Here is a 16,939-nt window from a genome sequence, read left to right as displayed (position 1 = left end):
TTATTACAATGAAGAAAATAATTATAACAATCGTAATCATAGTCGTGGCTTTTGTCGGGATTAACTACATTTTAAATAAAAATAAAGCAGAAAACGAAGCTAAAACTGCAATTGTAGCAGAAAAAAATGCAGCGGTTTCTGTAAAAGTAGCGACAGTAAAAACAGAAGATGTTAATTTAGGTTTTACTGCAAACGGAAACTTCGCACCAATTCAAGAATTGACTTTCTCTGCTGAAAAATCAGGAAAAGTAATTAGTGTTTTAGCAAAAGAAGGTGACTATGTAAGAGTAGGACAAACTCTTTTGACAATGAGAGGCGATGTTATTAATGTAAACGCTCAAGCAGCAGAAGCAGCATATCAAAATGCAAAATCTGATTATGCGAGATATGAAAATGCTTTTAAAACAGGTGGTGTTACAAAACAACAATTAGATCAAGCAAAATTAGCTTTAACTAATGCGCAATCTAATTATACTCAAGCTAAAATCAATGTTGGAGATACAAGAGTAAAAGCTCCAATTAACGGATATATCAATAAAAAATATATAGAGCCAGGTTCTATTTTAACTGGAATGCCTGCAACTGCTTTATTTGACATTGTAAATGTTTCTAAATTAAAATTAACAGTTACTGTAAATGAAGGACAAGTTGCTAGTTTAAAATTAGGAAACAGTGTAGACATTACTGCAAGTGTTTATCCTGATAAAACATTTAGCGGAAAAATTACTTTCATCGCTGCAAAAGCAGATGCTTCTTTAAATTTCCCAGTTGAAATAGAAATTACAAACAATGCTAACAACGACTTAAAAGCGGGTATGTACGGAACTGCAAACTTTGGAGCTAAAAATCAAAAACAAAACTTGAAAGTTGTTCCTAGAAATGCTTTTGTTGGAAGTGTAAGCAGTAACGAAATATTTGTTGTAGAAAACGGTGTTGCTAAATTAAGAAAAGTAGTGGCTGGAAGAATTTTAGGAGATAAAGTTGAAATCATTAGTGGTTTAAATGACGGAGAAACTGTAATTGTTACTGGTCAAATCAACCTACAAGACGGAAATAAAGTAGAAATTATTAAATAATTTTAAGCCTTAAGCAGTAAGCCATAAAGCTTTAAGCATTTTAAAAATGCCTAAAGCCTATAGCGTATAGCCTACAGCAAAAAACAAAATATATGAAATTAGCCGAAATATCCATAAAACGTCCGTCGTTGGTAATTGTATTGTTTACAATTCTGACTCTTGGTGGATTGTTCAGTTACAGCCAATTAGGCTACGAGCTGATCCCAAAATTCGAAACTAACGTAATTACAGTTTCAACTGTATATCCTGGAGCTTCTCCGAGTGAGGTTGAAAATACAGTAACAAAGAAAATTGAAGATGCGATTGCATCTCTGGAAAATATCAAAAAAATTGATTCGAAATCTTATGAGAGTCTTTCGATTGTATCAATTACATTGACTTCAAATGCCAATGTTGATATTTCGATGAATGATGCACAGCGTAAAATTAATGCTATTTTAAGTGATCTTCCAGATGATGCAGATCCACCGTCATTGACTAAATTCTCTTTGAGTGATTTACCAATTATGACGCTTGGTGCGAATGGAAAAATGGACGAAGCAGCGTTTTACGATTTGATCGATAAAAAGATTGCTCCTGTTTTATCTCGTGTACAAGGGGTTGCTCAGGTAAATATTATTGGAGGTCAAGAGCGTGAGATTCAAGTAAACCTTGATGCAGTAAAAATGCAAGGTTACGGACTTTCAGTTCCACAAGTGCAACAGACTATTTTAACTTCGAATCTAGATTTCCCAACAGGAAACATCCAGACTCGTAACCAAAAGATCTTAATCCGTTTAGCGGGTAAATATAAAAACGTTGACGAATTAAGAAACTTAGTGGTTTCTTCTAAAGACGGAATTCAGGTTCGTTTAGGAGATATCGCCGACGTTCAAGATACACAAAAAATTGCAGAGAAAATTGCACGTGTAGATCAAAAAAGTGCAATTGTACTTCAAATTGTAAAACAATCAGATGCCAATGCTGTTGCGGTAAGTGAGCAATTGATTAAGACAATTAAAACATTAGAGAACGATTACAAATCGGCTCAATTGAAATTGGAGGTAGCAAAAGACAGTACAGTCTTTACTCTTGAAGCAGCAGATTCTGTTGTACACGATTTATTAATTGCGGTTATTCTTGTGGCTTTCGTAATGTTGTTCTTCTTGCACAGTATTCGAAACTCGTTAATCGTAATGGTATCTATTCCAGCATCTTTGATTGCTACATTTATCGGGATTTATTTGTTAGGTTACACACTTAACTTAATGTCTTTACTTGGTTTATCTCTTGTTGTAGGTATTCTTGTAGATGACGCGATTGTGGTACTAGAGAATATTTACCGACACATGGAGATGGGTAAAAGCCGAATTCGTGCGGCTTATGACGGAACTGCCGAAATTGGTGCAACCGTAACTTCGATTACATTAGTAATTGTGGTGGTGTTCTTGCCAATTGCAATGAGTACCGGATTGGTATCAAACATTATTACACAATTCTGTGTTACGGTAATTATTTCTACAATGTTCTCATTGTTGGCTTCATTTACAATTATTCCATGGTTATCTTCTCGTTTTGGAAAACTAGAGCATATTGAAGGTAAAAACCTTTTCGGAAGAATCATTTTAGGATTTGAAAGCTACCTAACTCGTTTTACTGACTGGGTTTCTAACCTACTAAACTGGTGTTTAGATCACTATATCAAAACAATGGTGGCTATCGTAGTAATGTTCTTTGGTACAATCTTCTGGTTAATGGGAGGCGGATATATTGGAGGAGAGTTCTTCGCATCATCTGATAGTGGTGAGTTCTTAGTACAAATCGAGATGCCAAAAGATGCTTCGTTAGAGCAAACTAACTTTATGACGCAAAAAGCAGAAGCTTTCTTAAAAGGAGAGAAATATGTTTTCAGCCAGATTACAACAGTGGGTCAAACCAGTGAAGGTTTAGGAGCTGCTCAGGCAACTGCATACAAAGCAGAGATTGACGTTAAAATGATCGATCAAAAAGATCGTACAGATGACGCTAACGTATACGCTGCAAAAGTAAAACGTAAACTAGAAAAAGTTTTAGTTGGAGCAAAAGTAAAAACAGTTCCAGTAGGTATCTTAGGTACTGCTGAGGATGCAACTTTAGGTTTGATTGTAACAGGTCCAAACGTAGAAAGTGCAATGAAATTTGCTAAAATGGCTGAAGCCGAATTACGTACTATTCCTGGAACAACTGAGATTAAATTAACAGTTGAGGACGGAAACCCTGAAATCAACGTTCAGGTTGATAGAGATAAAATGGCCGCATTAGGATTAACACTTCAAACAGTTGGTTTAACTATGCAGACTGCTTACAGTGGTAATACAGATGGTAAGTTTAGAGCTGGTGAATACGAGTACGATATCAACATTAAATACAACGAATTTGATAGAAAAAACATCACAGACGTTAGTAACTTAATTTTCATCAACAATGCAGGTCAGCAAATTAAATTAAACCAATTTGCTACAATTACTGAAGGTTCTGGGCCAAGTAAATTAGAGCGTAGAGATAAAACAGCTTCTGTAACCGTACAAGGTCAGAATGTTGGGGTTCCAGCAGGAACAATCGTTCAGCAATGGCAGGCAAAATTAGATAAATTGCAAAAACCAACAGGAGTTAATTACATCTGGGGTGGTGACCAAGAGAACCAATCAGAAGGATTTGGTACTTTAGGAATTGCATTATTAGCGGCTATTATCTTGGTTTACCTTGTAATGGTTGGATTATATGACAGTTTCGTTCACCCGTTTGTCGTATTATTTGCAATTCCGCTTTCGTTCATTGGAGTTTTATTCGCCTTAGCATTAACAAACAACACCTTAAATATCTTTACGATCTTAGGGGTAATCATGTTGATTGGTCTGGTGTGTAAGAATGCGATCATGCTTGTCGATTATACGAATCAGCGAAGAGCAGCTGGAGAATCAATTAGAAATGCCCTAATTCAAGCTAACCACGCTCGTTTACGTCCGATCTTGATGACGACAATTGCGATGGTATTTGGTATGTTCCCAATTGCATTAGCATCTGGAGCAGGAGCTGAGTGGAAAAACGGATTGGCATGGGTAATCATTGGAGGTTTGATTTCTTCATTATTCCTTACTTTGATCGTGGTACCAGTTATCTACGACATTATGGAGAAAATTATCCGTAAGTTCTCTAAAGGAGAAAAAATCGACTACGAAGCTGAAATGCATGCAGATTATGAAGCGGCAGAATTAAGCGAAGACGGTTTTAATCCGAAACATACACATTAATAGTTTTGATTTACGATAGAAATTCCAAAGTCCGAAATTGGAATTTCACAATAAAAATCCCAAGTTCCTTTAAATTGGAATTTGGGATTTTTTTATTGATTCTTTAAAATTATTTCACGCAGATTTTACAGATTTTAGCGGATCAGATTAAAAATCTGCGTTTATCTGCTTAAATCTTTTTTAAATCTGCGTGAAAAAAATATAAGTTTTAATAATTCAATACTACGTTCTTCAAATTGGAATTTGGATTTTTTTAATGTTAATTGAAAAATCTGTTTATTTGCATCACCTTACTAAAATAATTATGCTACAAAAAGATAAATCTGCAGCAATTGGTTTTATTTTCATAACCATGTTAATAGACATTACAGGATGGGGAATTATTATTCCTGTAATACCAAAATTAATCGAAGAATTGATTCACGGAGATATTAGTGAAGCCGCAAAAATTGGTGGCTGGTTGACTTTCGCGTATGCGATAACTCAGTTTGTATTTGCTCCCGTTATTGGAAATTTAAGTGATAAATTCGGAAGAAGACCAATTATCTTGATTTCCCTTTTCGGATTTTCATTAGATTATCTTTTATTGGCTTTTTCACCAACTATTATCTGGCTTTTCATTGGAAGAATTATCGCTGGAGTTACCGGTGCTAGTATTACAACCGCTTCGGCTTATATTGCCGATGTTAGTACGCCTGAAAACAGAGCTAAAAATTTTGGGTTAGTAGGTGCAGCTTTCGGATTAGGTTTTATCATCGGACCAGTTATTGGTGGACTTTTAGGACAATATGGATCAAGAGTACCTTTTTATGCCGCAGCAGTTTTATGTATGCTGAATTTCCTTTACGGATTTTTCATTCTGCCGGAATCGCTTAAAAAAGAAAACCGCAGACCTTTTGATTGGAAACGTGCCAACCCAATTGGAGCTATTTTAGGATTAAGAAAACACCCAACTTTAATTAGTTTAATTGTCGCAATATTTCTTCTGTATGTTGGTTCTCATGCCGTGCAAAGCAATTGGAGTTTCTTCACCATTTATCAATTCAATTGGGACGAAAGAATGATCGGAATTTCGTTAGGAATCATCGGATTATTGGTCGGAGTTGTACAAGGTGGATTAGTTCGATACATCAATCCGAAAATAGGAAATGAGAAAAGCATTTACATTGGTTTAGCTTTATATACCATCGGAATGCTATTGTTTGCTTTTGCAACAGAAAGTTGGATGATGTTTGTCTTTCTAATTCCGTATTGCCTTGGTGGAATCGCTGGGCCAGCGTTGCAATCTGTTGTAGCCAGTAAAGTTGCACCAAGCGAGCAAGGAGAAATTCAAGGAACTTTAACCAGTTTAATGAGCGCTTCTTCTATTATTGGTCCGCCAATGATGGCCAATACATTTTATTTCTTCACTCATGATGATGCGCCGTTTAAATTTGCAGGAGCACCTTTTATTTTAGGAGGAGTTTTAATGTTACTTAGTACAGTTGTAGCTTATTTTTCATTGAAAAAACATGCTGCTCCAAAAATAGAAATTGAGAATCAAAAAATAATATAAAATAAAAAAGTCTTCAGTAAAATGAAGACTTTTTTATTATTTGGAATATCATTATTTTAAATACAAATAATGATTAAAATAATCAATAATTGCTTTTCCTTCCAATAAAACATCAGCGCCAATAATGCCGTGTACAGATTTTGCCTTGTACGATTCTAAAGCTTCGTTTACATGCGAAAGATCAAAAATTACAATGCTAAAATCTTTGTTTTTCCAGCTTCCTAACTGCAATTTGTTTTGAGATGAAATCTGTGTTGTCATTCCGGTTCCGCCTGCGCCAGAAGCTTTTGTTTTAGAGTTTTTTGCAGAAAGTTCAAAACGTTCAATAGACTCAAAACCCACGCAAGTATTGGATGCTCCCGTATCTAAAATGAAATTGCCAGAAATGCCATTAATTTTGGCTTTTATCTGCAAATGCTGTGTTTTAGTGATTTTGAATTTTATTTTTTTATAATTCTCTTTTTTGAGAATTTCGTGAAGATTTTCCATTCCTGTAATGATTGAAACCCAAAAATAAGCCAATTAAACCCAAAAAACTAATGATGTATAAGATATAATTGGTTTGCGTTTCGGGTTTTTCAAGAGTGCCGTAATAGACAAAAGCACTCCAGTAATAAGGAGATTTCTTTGCATTGGGAATATTTTCATCTTTCAAAAACTTCCTTTTTGCATTTGCTGTTGCATGTGCAAAAGAAGAATTATGTTTGAGATCTTTATAAAAATAATCCATAAAAACAGAAGTCGTATAATCGTTTACATTCCAAAGAGAAAACAATAGATTTTGCGCTCCCGCAAACTGAAAACCTCTGGCAATGCTCATGGCGCCTTCGCCTTTATAGAGTTTTCCAATTCCTGTTTCGCAGGCGCTCAGAACCACCAAATCTGGACTGAGCTGTAAATTGTACAATTCAGAAAACAGGATTTCCTGATCGTAAAACTTAATGCTTGCCGGAATTTCAAAATCGCCCGAAGAGGCATGTGTGCTCAGATGAATAATTGATTTTCCTGTGACATTATTTTTAAAGTTTGAAAAAGTGGCATTTTCATTTTCAAAAAACTGTCCGTCAAAATTGTGTTTTATAGATTGCAATTCATTTTTTGAAAAAGGAAGTTCATAATTGGTTTTTCCGAAAACAGGAAAAAGACCTAGAATATTTCTCTTGCCACTTGAAAGCGTATTCGCATTCAAATACAATTCTGCAGAATTGTTGTAGGCAATATCAAACTTGTCTAGTAAATAATGCATTTTCGTAAAATTTGTCGTTTTAGATTCCTTTGTTATTAAAGCTTCAAAAGGTAAGAAGTTTAACAGCCCATCAGGAATAATAATGAGATTTTTAGAATCCAATTTTGCAGGTAAAAGAAGTTTTTTATGAGTAAAAAATGCTGTTTTTTGGTAGTTTCCAACATTGCTGACAATACTCTCAGGATTATCAAAAAAGCGTATAAATCTTATTATCGGTTCACTGCATATATGACCAATACAAATTGATTTTAATTGAATTTTGTTGTTTTGAACGACAAATAGATGAATTGCTTTATAACCCATAAAATATTCATACAGTACAGCATCATCTTTATCAAGTTTGGCATAAAGCTTTTGCAAGTCGAATGAAGTTTGATTTTTTTTGTTATTTTTTTCTTCATTTGATTTTAGCAGCAACATTAATTTATTCTGTTTCTGAATGGCTTCATTTATTTTTGAAATATCTGCAAGATCTTGTTTTTGCTGTTCTTTCAAAATAATAGTGTTCCAGTTTTGCATCTGCTGCAAAATCAATTTTTCTTCTCTCGAAAGTAATTCAACGTTTTTCAAATGATCTTTTAAAACTACAGATTTTGTCTTTTCTGCAAGTTTAAAAGCATCTTCAATATAACTTTGTTTTTTTTCGCTGTCAAAAAGAGATTTATAAATATCAAGACACTTTTCTGTTCGGTTTCGATTTCTAATTTGAGTTATAATTTTAGAATCTTCGTAGATTAAAAGTGACTGAAATAATTCTTCAATATAGAAAGAAAGAGTATAGCTTTTTAACGCATTTTTGGGCTCATTTTGAGATAGATAAAGTTCTGCTTGTAAATCTAAAGCATCGAGTAGAACAGTTTCGGCATAAAGAGAACTTTCATTAGGAAGGATATTTTTCTGGCTTTGGTAATTAGGCAATAATGTTTTATAAACAGTCGTAAGTTCATTTTGTGCCTCTTCCAAACTATTTTGTTTCAATAATAAAAAGGCTTTTTCTAGATAAAATTGTGCTTTTTTTCTAGGTTCTTGTTGAGGTAATTTTTCAAAAATGGCTTGCGCTTTTGCAAAATATAGAGTGGCATCTTTTAAATTAAAGTTGAGTCTTATTCTATAAAGATTAATGTAAGTATTATATAAATTTTCTGAAAGTGCCTTATCTTTTTTTAGTAAAGGAATGGCTTTCAAAAAAGCATTTTCAGCCTCAGTAAAATCTTCATTGATATTTCTTAAGAGATAATTTGCGCCTAGATTGTTTAATAAAAGTCCTTTTTGAGAAGAGGTTATTTTTTCTGAACGAAGCGTTTTTTCAATTATTTCAATAGCCTCTTGGACTTTTCCTGAATTTTGATAAACGTTTGATAAATTAAGGATGGCCGCAATTTTCTGCTTTTCATTTTTCTCTTCGTTGTCAATAAAATAATATTGTTTAATAGTGTTTTCGGCATTTTTATAATCGCCTAAAATCGTGTACAAATTACCCAGAGGCTTCAGGCAGAATTCGGTAATATCGTAGTTTTTTAATTTGTTTTTCTGATAAATCATCCAAGCTTTTTCATAGCTTTTTATAGCATCCAAAGTCTGCCCAAACTGATTTTCATAATACGCTTTGTTGCAATTTAAAATTACAATTGCCAGTAATTCTTCTTTGGTTTTGGGTTTAGCGCTTTTCCAGAAATCAGTTTCAATACTTCTTAAATTTTGTAACGCTTCCGCGGAAGGATTTGCGGTAAAACTATCCACAGCATTATATATTTTATCTTCCTGACTTTGTCCGAAAACATTCAGATTCAGCAAAAGAAGGATAAAACCATATAAGTGATGTAAGTTCATATTAAGCTTTTTTTATTTCGCAGAGATGCACAAAGATTTTTTCGCAGAGATTCGCAAAAGAAAAAGACTTTGTGTCTCTCTGTGTAACCTTTGTGTCTCTCTGTGGTATAATCTTTAAAACTTCCAAATCCCATAAACCTGAAAATAATTAAAATTCTGTTCAAAATTAATCACATAACGAGCGCCTAAACTTGGTCCGATTCTGGCAAAACCCGCTGTTAAATCAAATAAAAGTCCTGCTTTAACATCTGTAAAATTATTCTTTATGGTATTTGAATTCGTTGTCGAACTGATTAAAGAATTTCCCTTATCGCCTTCGTAAGTATCAACTGTGATCGTTTGATTTTGTTCTGAATAAACATTGATATTTGCCTGAATTCCTGCTCCAACTCCGATATAATTATTGATGTTGTAGCGAATTAAAACTGGAATTTCCCAATTGATATTTTTATTTTCAGTTGCAGTTGTGGTCCGCACCAATTGCCTTGTTCCGTTGGCATTTGTATTAAATTCTTCGGAGACATTTACTTCACTATTATATTTGTTTAAAGCATTTTCCCATTCTACCTGCCAATAAAAGCGATACGATTTAAAAGGCGAAAGCGTAGCACCGACAAAATAACTGGTCGATTTATCTAAATCGGGATAAAAATTATAACCCGCTTTTGCTCCAATCGAAATTCCGGGCAAGAATCGGGTAGTAGTATAATTGGTAATGATGGGGTCGTTTTTATCAAAAATAATCGCAGTTCGGCTTTTGGTTTTTACTTTATGAAAATCTTCGCCAAATTTCATGGAGTATTTTACAAAACCTTTTGTAGAATCTTTTTCCTGTACATTTTTTTGTTCGCTTCCTGGCAGATAAATATTCTTAAAAGTAAATATGATTTGTTTTGATTTAATAATCGTATCGAGACAGCTTACAGTTGGTTCTTCTCCTTTTGGGCAAATTGGACATTCGGGATACATACTTTCAATCTGAAAAGTTTTTTTGTCAAACATCTCCGGAACATCGGTTTCTAGACGAATTTTTCTCGCGGGACCTTCACCATTATTCTGAAAGCGCGTTTTAAAATTTACTCTTTTAAAACGAACCAATCTGTAATTCATAAAACTTCCGTTAGAACCCATTTTGTTTGGATCATGAGAAGTCACAATTTCCATTTCCAGATTTTTCACTTTATGGTTTTTATAACTTCTATTCGGCACAAAAATACCACGCATTGTAACTGTTGCGCTGGTATCTTTTATCATTTCGGGAGTAGTTTTGAAAGTATAAAAAACATTTCGGGTTTCTCCAGGATTTGCATCATCAAATTCTAAAATCGAAACATTATGATACGTTTTATTGGCATCTAAAAGAGAAGCATCTAAATCTTCTTCGGTTGTAGTATTTCGGTATTTTTTGGTTTTGAAATTCCCTTCGGCGGAAGCCAGAAAAGTATTCGAATCATTTAAATCATCAACCGCAGCGACCAAGTTTTCTTTTACTTCACGTTCGCCCGCATAAGTTCTGAAATCGCTTAACTCGAAATTATTGTGTTTGAATTGCTTTTCATTATAAAACAAATAAAGCTTTCCGTTTGAAACATAATTTTCCAGATTTTGATAACTCACAACGACTACCATTTCCTGTTCTGGAATAGGATCACAGTTTTTAATAATTGCAAAACCGTTTTGGTCGGCAATAGAAGCAATGTCTTTATAATTGGTGTCAGTAATGTCATTTACCGCTACTTTTTTAGGGCGAGTTGCTGGAGGTTTTCCGTTATCGTAATTATTGGTTACAGCAAGTCTTGTGGTATAAGTGCCTTTGTTTTTATAAACATGTTTAGGTTCGGCTTCTTTACTGTAATGTCCGTCTCCCAATTCCCATAAATAAGAATAACTTGGTTTTGGAGCACCTGCAATCGGAATCAAAGGTGGCGTTTCGGGTTTAAAAGAAACCTGATTTCCGTTTTGGATAAAAACTATATTAGCTCTTCGCGTTATGGTGTCTTTCACTTTGGTTTGTCCTATTGCGAGAATAGAAAATAGAATAAAGAAAATAGACAGTTGTGGTTTCATAACTAGATAGTTTTGAGGTTTAAAAATTTCTGAATGAAATCTCAAACAAGATTAAATGTAAAAAAAAGTGATGAGCAAATCACCACTTTTTCTTAAAAAAAACATTTGTAAGCTACTGTATGGCATTAATTGCTGCAATCAGTTGAGCTTCGGTACCGACTGTTGTTTCGGATAAATTAAATTCGTAAACCGCATTGGCAGAAATTGTCACTCCTTTTATCGCATAACGCCAGTTACCATTATCTTCAGTAGCAAAAATGATGTGGCATGCTAATCCAATTGGAATTTGTCCATAATGTTCGCTAAACAAACCTTCAGCAGTAAAAGTATCCAGTTTGGCTAGAGCGTTTGTGCCTTCTCCATCATAAGAAAGATAAACAGCACTGTTTGTATTATTGTATCCATCTGGTACATCTACCAAAAGAGTTGTTTTTGGTCTTGGATCGCTGTAAAAACGATCTACGTTTGTCCATCCAAAGTTTCCAAAAGTTACATAATAATTGTTTCCTTCGCCTTGTACGCCACCTTTTCCGCCTGTTCCATCAGCATTTGCTTTTGCTTCTCGCCAGGCCAATTCACCATCTTCATCAATAACTCCAGCCCATAAAGTCATTAAATTATCAAGACCATTTGTCAATGCTGTCGGAACAATCATGTTCATACTGCATGAAGTTTGTAATTCGACTCCCCCCTGAGTTGCTTTGATGAAGAATTCTCCTCCAGAAATCAAAAGATTTTTCTTTCCATCTGCTGTAAGTCCCATAGTTGGTTTATTGGTTACCAGCATATTTCCTTTGTCAAAAAGTTCAATGTATTCTATATCGACTTGTCCTGTTACGGGATTTCCATTTTTGGTTAAGCAATCTCCGTTAATAGTAAGCTTTACACCATTTGCAGAAGTTAGGGTTACAGCGCCAGTTCCTGCTGTTATGGTAAAATTTTGCGTGTTTCTTTTTAGGCCTTTTTCGCTAATGCTTTTAAATGCTGCAGAAGTTGGCGGCGAAAGTTTGATATCTTCTCCATCACTATTATCGCAGCTTGTAAAAGCTGCCATTGCTACTATTAAAAGTCCGATTTTTCTAAAATTTGTTTTCATAATTTCTAGTTTTTTATAAATCTGTTCTGAATCTTTTCAGAGGATTTTCAGATTTGGTTAATTAATTTCAATCTTAAATCAATTTGGGTTTGATTTTGTTACCCTTGGTTTGAAAAAATATTTTTGAAGGCTTTTATACTGCTATATAAGCTGACTTTAAAATTTGTTACCCCTTAGATAGAAATGCATTTGTCTTCAAAAAGATTTCCGTCTTCGTCAACAGCAACCAAAATGTCTTTTTTGCGAGAGAATTTTAGAATAAGATAAATCCAGACAATTGCCCAAAAACCAAAAGTGATAATGCTGAGAAATAAATGAAAAGTATGATTGATGGCTTTCTTTTCTTTAGACAAAACCACATAAGGCAGTTTCTCATTTTGTTCTGTAATTACAAAGCCGCTGCGAGTTTTGGCAGCGATTATTTCGTAAAATCGATCTAAGTTTTTTTCAGTAATAAATTGGTAACTTTCCATTTCTTTTAATTTTTTAAAGGTTTTTAAAAGACTTTTATTTAGATATATACAATTGATTGTAATATTGTTACCTCGTATTTTTAAAAATTTCTAAGATTCTTTTTTTAAATTAGCTGTAAAATGTTTTTTTATGGATCAAAATAGAATTCATCCTGATCAAAAATATATCGACGGACTTGCTGCAAATGATTCGGTAGTAATTGAAATGATATATAAAAAGTTTGCGCCCAAAGTCGTTCAGTTTATCACGAATAACTCCGGAGATAAAGACCAAGCGCAGGATGTGATTCAGGAAATCATGATTTTGCTTTTTAATCAGGCGAAAGCGGGTAAACTTCAATTAACCTGTCCGTTTGATGCTTATTTTTTCTTGTTATGCAAAAGAAAGTGGCTTAACGAACTGAAAAATTCTGCGAATAAAGGGGTAACAATTTATGAGAATGTGGTATCTATCAATGAATCTGCTCACGAATTGGTTGCACAAGCCGAAGAATTTGATGAAAAACAGAAGCTTTTTGATTCCATGTTTCAGAAACTGGGAGAGAAATGCCAAGAAGTTCTGAAGCTCAGTTTTTCTCTAAAATCGATGGAAGAAGTGGCTCAAAAACTCAATGTAACATATGGTTATGTCCGAAAAAAGAAATCGTTGTGTGTAGGACAGCTGACGCAGTGGATTCAGGAAGCGAAAAATTTTAACTCTTTAAAAAACAATTAATCATGAACGAAGAACGCTATATATTATTTGACCAATATCTTCAAGGCGAACTGACCGTTGATGAAAAAAACAATTTCGAGAAACAGTTATCTGAGGATTCCGAATTGGCTTCGGAGTTTGAAAGTTTCAAAGAAATACATTTTCAACTGGAAAATAAATTCGGAATAGAACAACAGCGTGAAGTTTTTGAAGAAAACCTGACTAAAATTTCGAATAAATATTTCAATAAAAAGAAAAATAAAGTGGCTTCGCTTAAGCCTTGGTATTTTGCCGTTGCAGCATCGATAATCATTATGTTTGGATTATTTTTCTTTGATTATAAACATTATCCAAATTTTGATGATTACAACCACCCAGAAAGTGCTTATTTTACAGAAAGAGGAGTGTCTGAAGCAATTTTAAAACAAGCTGAGAATAATTTCAACGGAAAAAGATATGAAACCGCTATTCCGATTTTTGAAATGATTTTGAAAGAAAACAACTCAGACGAAATAAAATACTTTTATGCAGTTTCGTTGTTGCAAGTTGACAAATACGTAAAAGCGGAAACGATCTTTAAAGAATTAGAAGCTGGAAATTCTGTTTATAAAGAAAAAGCAAAATGGAATCTGGCGTTGTCGAAGCTAAAACAAGGAAAATATAACGAATGTAAAGCCATTTTACAGACCATTTCGCAAGACTACGAAGACTATGATGATGTAGAACAACTTTTGGAAGAATTGGAATAATTTTTAATTATTAAGAAAAATTTTATCTCTTTACGGAAAACCTCAATCGAATTTGGAATTTTAGTTCTAAATTCGATTTTCTTTTTTAAGAATTAACCCAAAAACAATTTAACCAAGCTATATAAACCCAAAATGAAAAAAGTTGCCCTACTATTTTTACTTGTTTGTTCGCAAACCATTTTTAGTTTCAATAAAATTACTGAGACTGAAAAGTTGGCCGCGACTTGTAAAGTTTGGGGTTTCTTGAAATATTATCATCCAAAGGTTGCTAACGGACAGACAGATTGGGATAAACAGCTTTTAGAAAAATTGCCTTTAATAGATAAAGCACAAACGAAAGAAGAGTTTTCATTAATCTTAGAAAATTGGATTGATGATTTGGGCGCAGTAGAAGAAATCGCACCAATTGCAATACCAAAAGACGTTAAGTTCTTTGATAAGAATTTTGATCTGAGTTGGTTTAATAATAAGTTGTTCTCTAAAAAGCTTTCGAAGAAATTAAAATTTATTGAAGAAAATAGATTCCAAACTGATGAAGAAATCGGGCCTGGATACAATCCTTTAAAAAATGGAAACTATTTTAAGCTAAACTATGAAGATAAGAACTCAAGAGTTTTATGGTTTTTTATGTATTGGAATTTAGTAGAATACTTTTTTCCATACAAATATATAATGGATCAAAAATGGGATTTGACTTTAAATGAGTCTATTCCAGCTGTTCTTAATGTAAAGGGCGAAGACGATTTTTACAAAGTGATTAGAAAAGTATCGACAAAACTAAACGATAGTCACGTTGAGTTTGCTCTTTATAAGAATAGTATTTTTGATGAAAGCAGAAGATTTTTTCCAGCTGACTGTAAAATAATTGATAATAAGATGGTAATTACCGAAATACTGGCAGACAGTTTGGCTCAAGCTGATGATATAAAGGTCGGAGATGTAATTACAAAAGTAAATAATAAGACAATTGCTGAACTTACTTTAGAATATAGAGATTTATGTACAGCCTCAAATGAGCCTGTATTTCTAAATAAAGCCGTGAGAAAAATTTTAACGGGTTATTCAGATAGTGTTGAAATTGAGTTTTTAAAAGATGGCAAGTTAATTTCAAAATCAATGAGATGGTATAATTATCACGATTCTCATAGAAATGAATTTAAAAAAGGAGCTCAAAAGAAAAAGGAAAGATTTAAACTCTTAGACAATAATATCGGATATGTAGATATGGGTATTATTAAACCTAAAAACATTCCTGATATGATTGAAGCGCTCAAATCGACTAAAGCAATAGTTTTTGATATGCGAAATTATCCGAATGGAACGTATTATGAGATTGCTAATTTTTTAAATGCTCACGAAGAAAAATTTGCGATTTACACTCATCCAGACTTTAGTTATCCAGGAAAATTTAAATGGACAAAGGGATCAACATGCGGTTCTGAAAACAAAGATAATTATAAAGGAAAAGTTATTGTTTTGCTTAACGAAGAATCGATGAGTCAAGCAGAATGGACAGCAATGTGTTTTCAAACTGCAGGTAATACCACAATAATAGGAAGTCAGACTGCAGGAGCAGATGGAAATGTGACTGAGCTTGATTTTGCAACATTTCATACAAGATATACTGGAGTTGGCGTTTATTATCCTGATGGCAGAGAAACGCAGCGTGTAGGAATTGTACCCGATATTGAAATAAAACCAACAATTTTAGGTATTCAGCAAGGCAAAGACGAAGTTTTGGAACGGGCTTTGCTATATGTTGAAACAGGTAAATAAAACCTCGTTTGTCATACTGAAGAACGAGGGGTCGCACTAGCTGATCGAGAGAAAAAATGGGGGTTTTCTTTTCGAAGCTTCTTGTGAGGCCCTTTGTTCTTCAGAATAACAAAAATTAGGTGATTATTGTTCTGGCCTTTGTCAAAGTTCTAAGTCTTGACAAAGGTTTTTCTTTTTTAAAAGGGTCATAAAATGAGAAAAATCCGTTTAGAGCAGCGTTTTCACGAAAGTGAATCCGTTTCATTCGTCTACCAAATAACACCGAATTGCTATTCTTTTAATATTGTCGTAATTTTGGCGTTTTAAAATTATAGTCTTGAATTCAACACCAATTATTACCGATACCCACACCCATTTATATTCTGAAGAATTTGATCAGGATCGCGATGCCATGATTCAGCGCGCCATTGACGCAGGAGTTACACGTTTTTTTATTCCCGCGATTGATGCTGCAACCACACAATCTATGTATGATTTAGAGAAAAATTATCCAGAAAATATATTTCTAATGATGGGTTTGCATCCCACTTATGTGAAAGATAATTATCTAGAAGAATTGGCACATGTTGAAAACGAACTGTCCAAAAGAAAATTCTATGCAGTTGGCGAAATCGGAATCGATTTGTATTGGGATAAAACGCATTTAAAAGAACAGCAAATTGCTTTTAAAAGACAAATTCAGTTGGCAAAACAATACAAATTGCCAATCGTAATTCATTGCAGAGAAGCCTTTGATGAAATTTTTGAAGTATTAGAAGAAGAAAAATCTGAAGATTTATTTGGGATTTTTCATTGTTTTTCCGGAACTTTAGAACAAGCAGAGCGTGCGATTTCTTACAAAATGAAATTAGGAATTGGCGGTGTTGTAACGTTTAAAAACGGAAAAATCGATCAGTTTTTAAACCAAATCGATTTAAAGCACATCGTTTTGGAGACAGATTCTCCATATTTAGCACCAATTCCGTATAGAGGAAAAAGAAATGAAAGTAGTTATTTAGTCAACGTTATTGCTAAGTTAAGCGACATTTATGGAGTTTCTGCAGAAGAAATTGCCAAGATTACGACTCAAAATTCAAAGGACGTTTTTGGGATTTAACCCAGACCTTAC

General features: G+C 33.7%; 12 protein-coding genes. 7 read left to right on the top strand and 5 right to left on the bottom strand.

Going from position 1 to position 16,939, the window contains the following annotated elements:
* Positions 1 to 8: 8 nt before the first annotated feature.
* The 3 genes from JC605_RS03300 to JC605_RS03290 all read left to right on the top strand — a co-directional run bounded on the left by JC605_RS03300 (position 9) and on the right by JC605_RS03290 (position 5,900).
* Positions 9 to 1,076 carry an efflux RND transporter periplasmic adaptor subunit gene (locus tag JC605_RS03300; RefSeq protein ID WP_198854861.1) on the top strand — a complete coding sequence of 356 codons (1,068 nt, stop codon included), beginning with the start codon at positions 9 to 11 and terminating at the stop codon, positions 1,074 to 1,076.
* Positions 1,077 to 1,168: 92 nt separating this feature from the next.
* A complete protein-coding gene (locus JC605_RS03295; RefSeq protein WP_198854860.1) occupies positions 1,169 to 4,345 on the top strand; it encodes an efflux RND transporter permease subunit in 3,177 nt (1,058 codons plus the stop codon).
* 304 nt (positions 4,346 to 4,649) lie between these two features.
* A complete protein-coding gene (locus tag JC605_RS03290; protein ID WP_198854859.1) occupies positions 4,650 to 5,900 on the top strand; it encodes a TCR/Tet family MFS transporter in 1,251 nt (416 codons plus the stop codon).
* Positions 5,901 to 5,951: 51 nt separating this feature from the next.
* Here the strand turns inward: JC605_RS03290 and JC605_RS03285 are convergent, their stop codons facing one another.
* The 5 genes from JC605_RS03285 to JC605_RS03265 all read right to left on the bottom strand — a co-directional run bounded on the left by JC605_RS03285 (position 5,952) and on the right by JC605_RS03265 (position 12,612).
* Positions 5,952 to 6,389: a retropepsin-like aspartic protease gene (locus tag JC605_RS03285; RefSeq protein ID WP_198854858.1), complete on the bottom strand. Its 438-nt coding sequence runs from the start codon at positions 6,387 to 6,389 to the stop codon at positions 5,952 to 5,954.
* Complete coding sequence (locus tag JC605_RS03280; RefSeq protein WP_198854857.1) at positions 6,349 to 8,976, bottom strand: CHAT domain-containing protein; 2,628 nt, start codon at positions 8,974 to 8,976, stop codon at positions 6,349 to 6,351. Before JC605_RS03280 ends, JC605_RS03285 begins: the two co-directional genes overlap by 41 nt.
* 114 nt (positions 8,977 to 9,090) lie before the next feature.
* Entirely contained in the window at positions 9,091 to 11,043 is a 1,953-nt protein-coding gene (locus tag JC605_RS03275) for a PKD domain-containing protein (RefSeq protein ID WP_198854856.1), read from the bottom strand.
* A 112-nt stretch (positions 11,044 to 11,155) separates the two neighbouring features.
* The gene (locus tag JC605_RS03270; protein WP_198854855.1) at positions 11,156 to 12,139 is read right to left on the bottom strand and encodes a hypothetical protein; all 984 of its coding nucleotides are present in this window, start codon (positions 12,137 to 12,139) and stop codon (positions 11,156 to 11,158) included.
* A 173-nt stretch (positions 12,140 to 12,312) separates the two neighbouring features.
* The gene (locus JC605_RS03265) at positions 12,313 to 12,612 is read right to left on the bottom strand and encodes a hypothetical protein (RefSeq protein ID WP_198854854.1); all 300 of its coding nucleotides are present in this window, start codon (positions 12,610 to 12,612) and stop codon (positions 12,313 to 12,315) included.
* A 130-nt stretch (positions 12,613 to 12,742) separates the two neighbouring features.
* Between JC605_RS03265 and JC605_RS03260 the strand changes: the two genes are divergently transcribed.
* The 4 genes from JC605_RS03260 (at position 12,743) to JC605_RS03245 (ending at position 16,927) form a co-directional block, all read left to right on the top strand.
* Positions 12,743 to 13,327, top strand: a complete 585-nt coding sequence (locus JC605_RS03260; protein ID WP_198854853.1) for an RNA polymerase sigma factor — start codon at positions 12,743 to 12,745, stop codon at positions 13,325 to 13,327.
* A 2-nt stretch (positions 13,328 to 13,329) separates the two neighbouring features.
* Entirely contained in the window at positions 13,330 to 14,055 is a 726-nt protein-coding gene (locus tag JC605_RS03255) for a tol-pal system YbgF family protein (protein ID WP_198854852.1), read from the top strand.
* Positions 14,056 to 14,187: 132 nt separating this feature from the next.
* Positions 14,188 to 15,831 (top strand): S41 family peptidase, encoded by a 1,644-nt coding sequence (locus JC605_RS03250; RefSeq protein WP_198854851.1) that lies wholly within the window; start codon positions 14,188 to 14,190, stop codon positions 15,829 to 15,831.
* A gap of 316 nt (positions 15,832 to 16,147) precedes the next feature.
* The gene (locus JC605_RS03245) at positions 16,148 to 16,927 is read left to right on the top strand and encodes a TatD family hydrolase (protein ID WP_198854850.1); all 780 of its coding nucleotides are present in this window, start codon (positions 16,148 to 16,150) and stop codon (positions 16,925 to 16,927) included.
* Positions 16,928 to 16,939 lie beyond the last annotated feature (12 nt).

It is taken from the genome of Flavobacterium sp. IB48 (assembly GCF_016405855.1).
GTDB lineage: Bacteria > Bacteroidota > Bacteroidia > Flavobacteriales > Flavobacteriaceae > Flavobacterium > Flavobacterium ginsengisoli.
Note: the sequence above shows the minus strand (reverse complement) of the source record. Positions and strands in the feature narration are given on the sequence as shown.

Bases quoted from the DNA above. Each gene is read 5' to 3' on its own strand.
- JC605_RS03300 (WP_198854861.1), top strand. From the start codon at position 9: ATGAAGAAAATAATTATAACAATCGTAATCATAGTCGTGGCTTTTGTC.
- JC605_RS03295 (WP_198854860.1), top strand. From the start codon at position 1,169: ATGAAATTAGCCGAAATATCCATAAAACGTCCGTCGTTGGTAATTGTA.
- JC605_RS03290 (WP_198854859.1), top strand. From the start codon at position 4,650: ATGCTACAAAAAGATAAATCTGCAGCAATTGGTTTTATTTTCATAACC.
- JC605_RS03285 (WP_198854858.1), bottom strand. From the start codon at position 6,389: ATGGAAAATCTTCACGAAATTCTCAAAAAAGAGAATTATAAAAAAATA.
- JC605_RS03280 (WP_198854857.1), bottom strand. From the start codon at position 8,976: ATGAACTTACATCACTTATATGGTTTTATCCTTCTTTTGCTGAATCTG.
- JC605_RS03275 (WP_198854856.1), bottom strand. From the start codon at position 11,043: ATGAAACCACAACTGTCTATTTTCTTTATTCTATTTTCTATTCTCGCA.
- JC605_RS03270 (WP_198854855.1), bottom strand. From the start codon at position 12,139: ATGAAAACAAATTTTAGAAAAATCGGACTTTTAATAGTAGCAATGGCA.
- JC605_RS03265 (WP_198854854.1), bottom strand. From the start codon at position 12,612: ATGGAAAGTTACCAATTTATTACTGAAAAAAACTTAGATCGATTTTAC.
- JC605_RS03260 (WP_198854853.1), top strand. From the start codon at position 12,743: ATGGATCAAAATAGAATTCATCCTGATCAAAAATATATCGACGGACTT.
- JC605_RS03255 (WP_198854852.1), top strand. From the start codon at position 13,330: ATGAACGAAGAACGCTATATATTATTTGACCAATATCTTCAAGGCGAA.
- JC605_RS03250 (WP_198854851.1), top strand. From the start codon at position 14,188: ATGAAAAAAGTTGCCCTACTATTTTTACTTGTTTGTTCGCAAACCATT.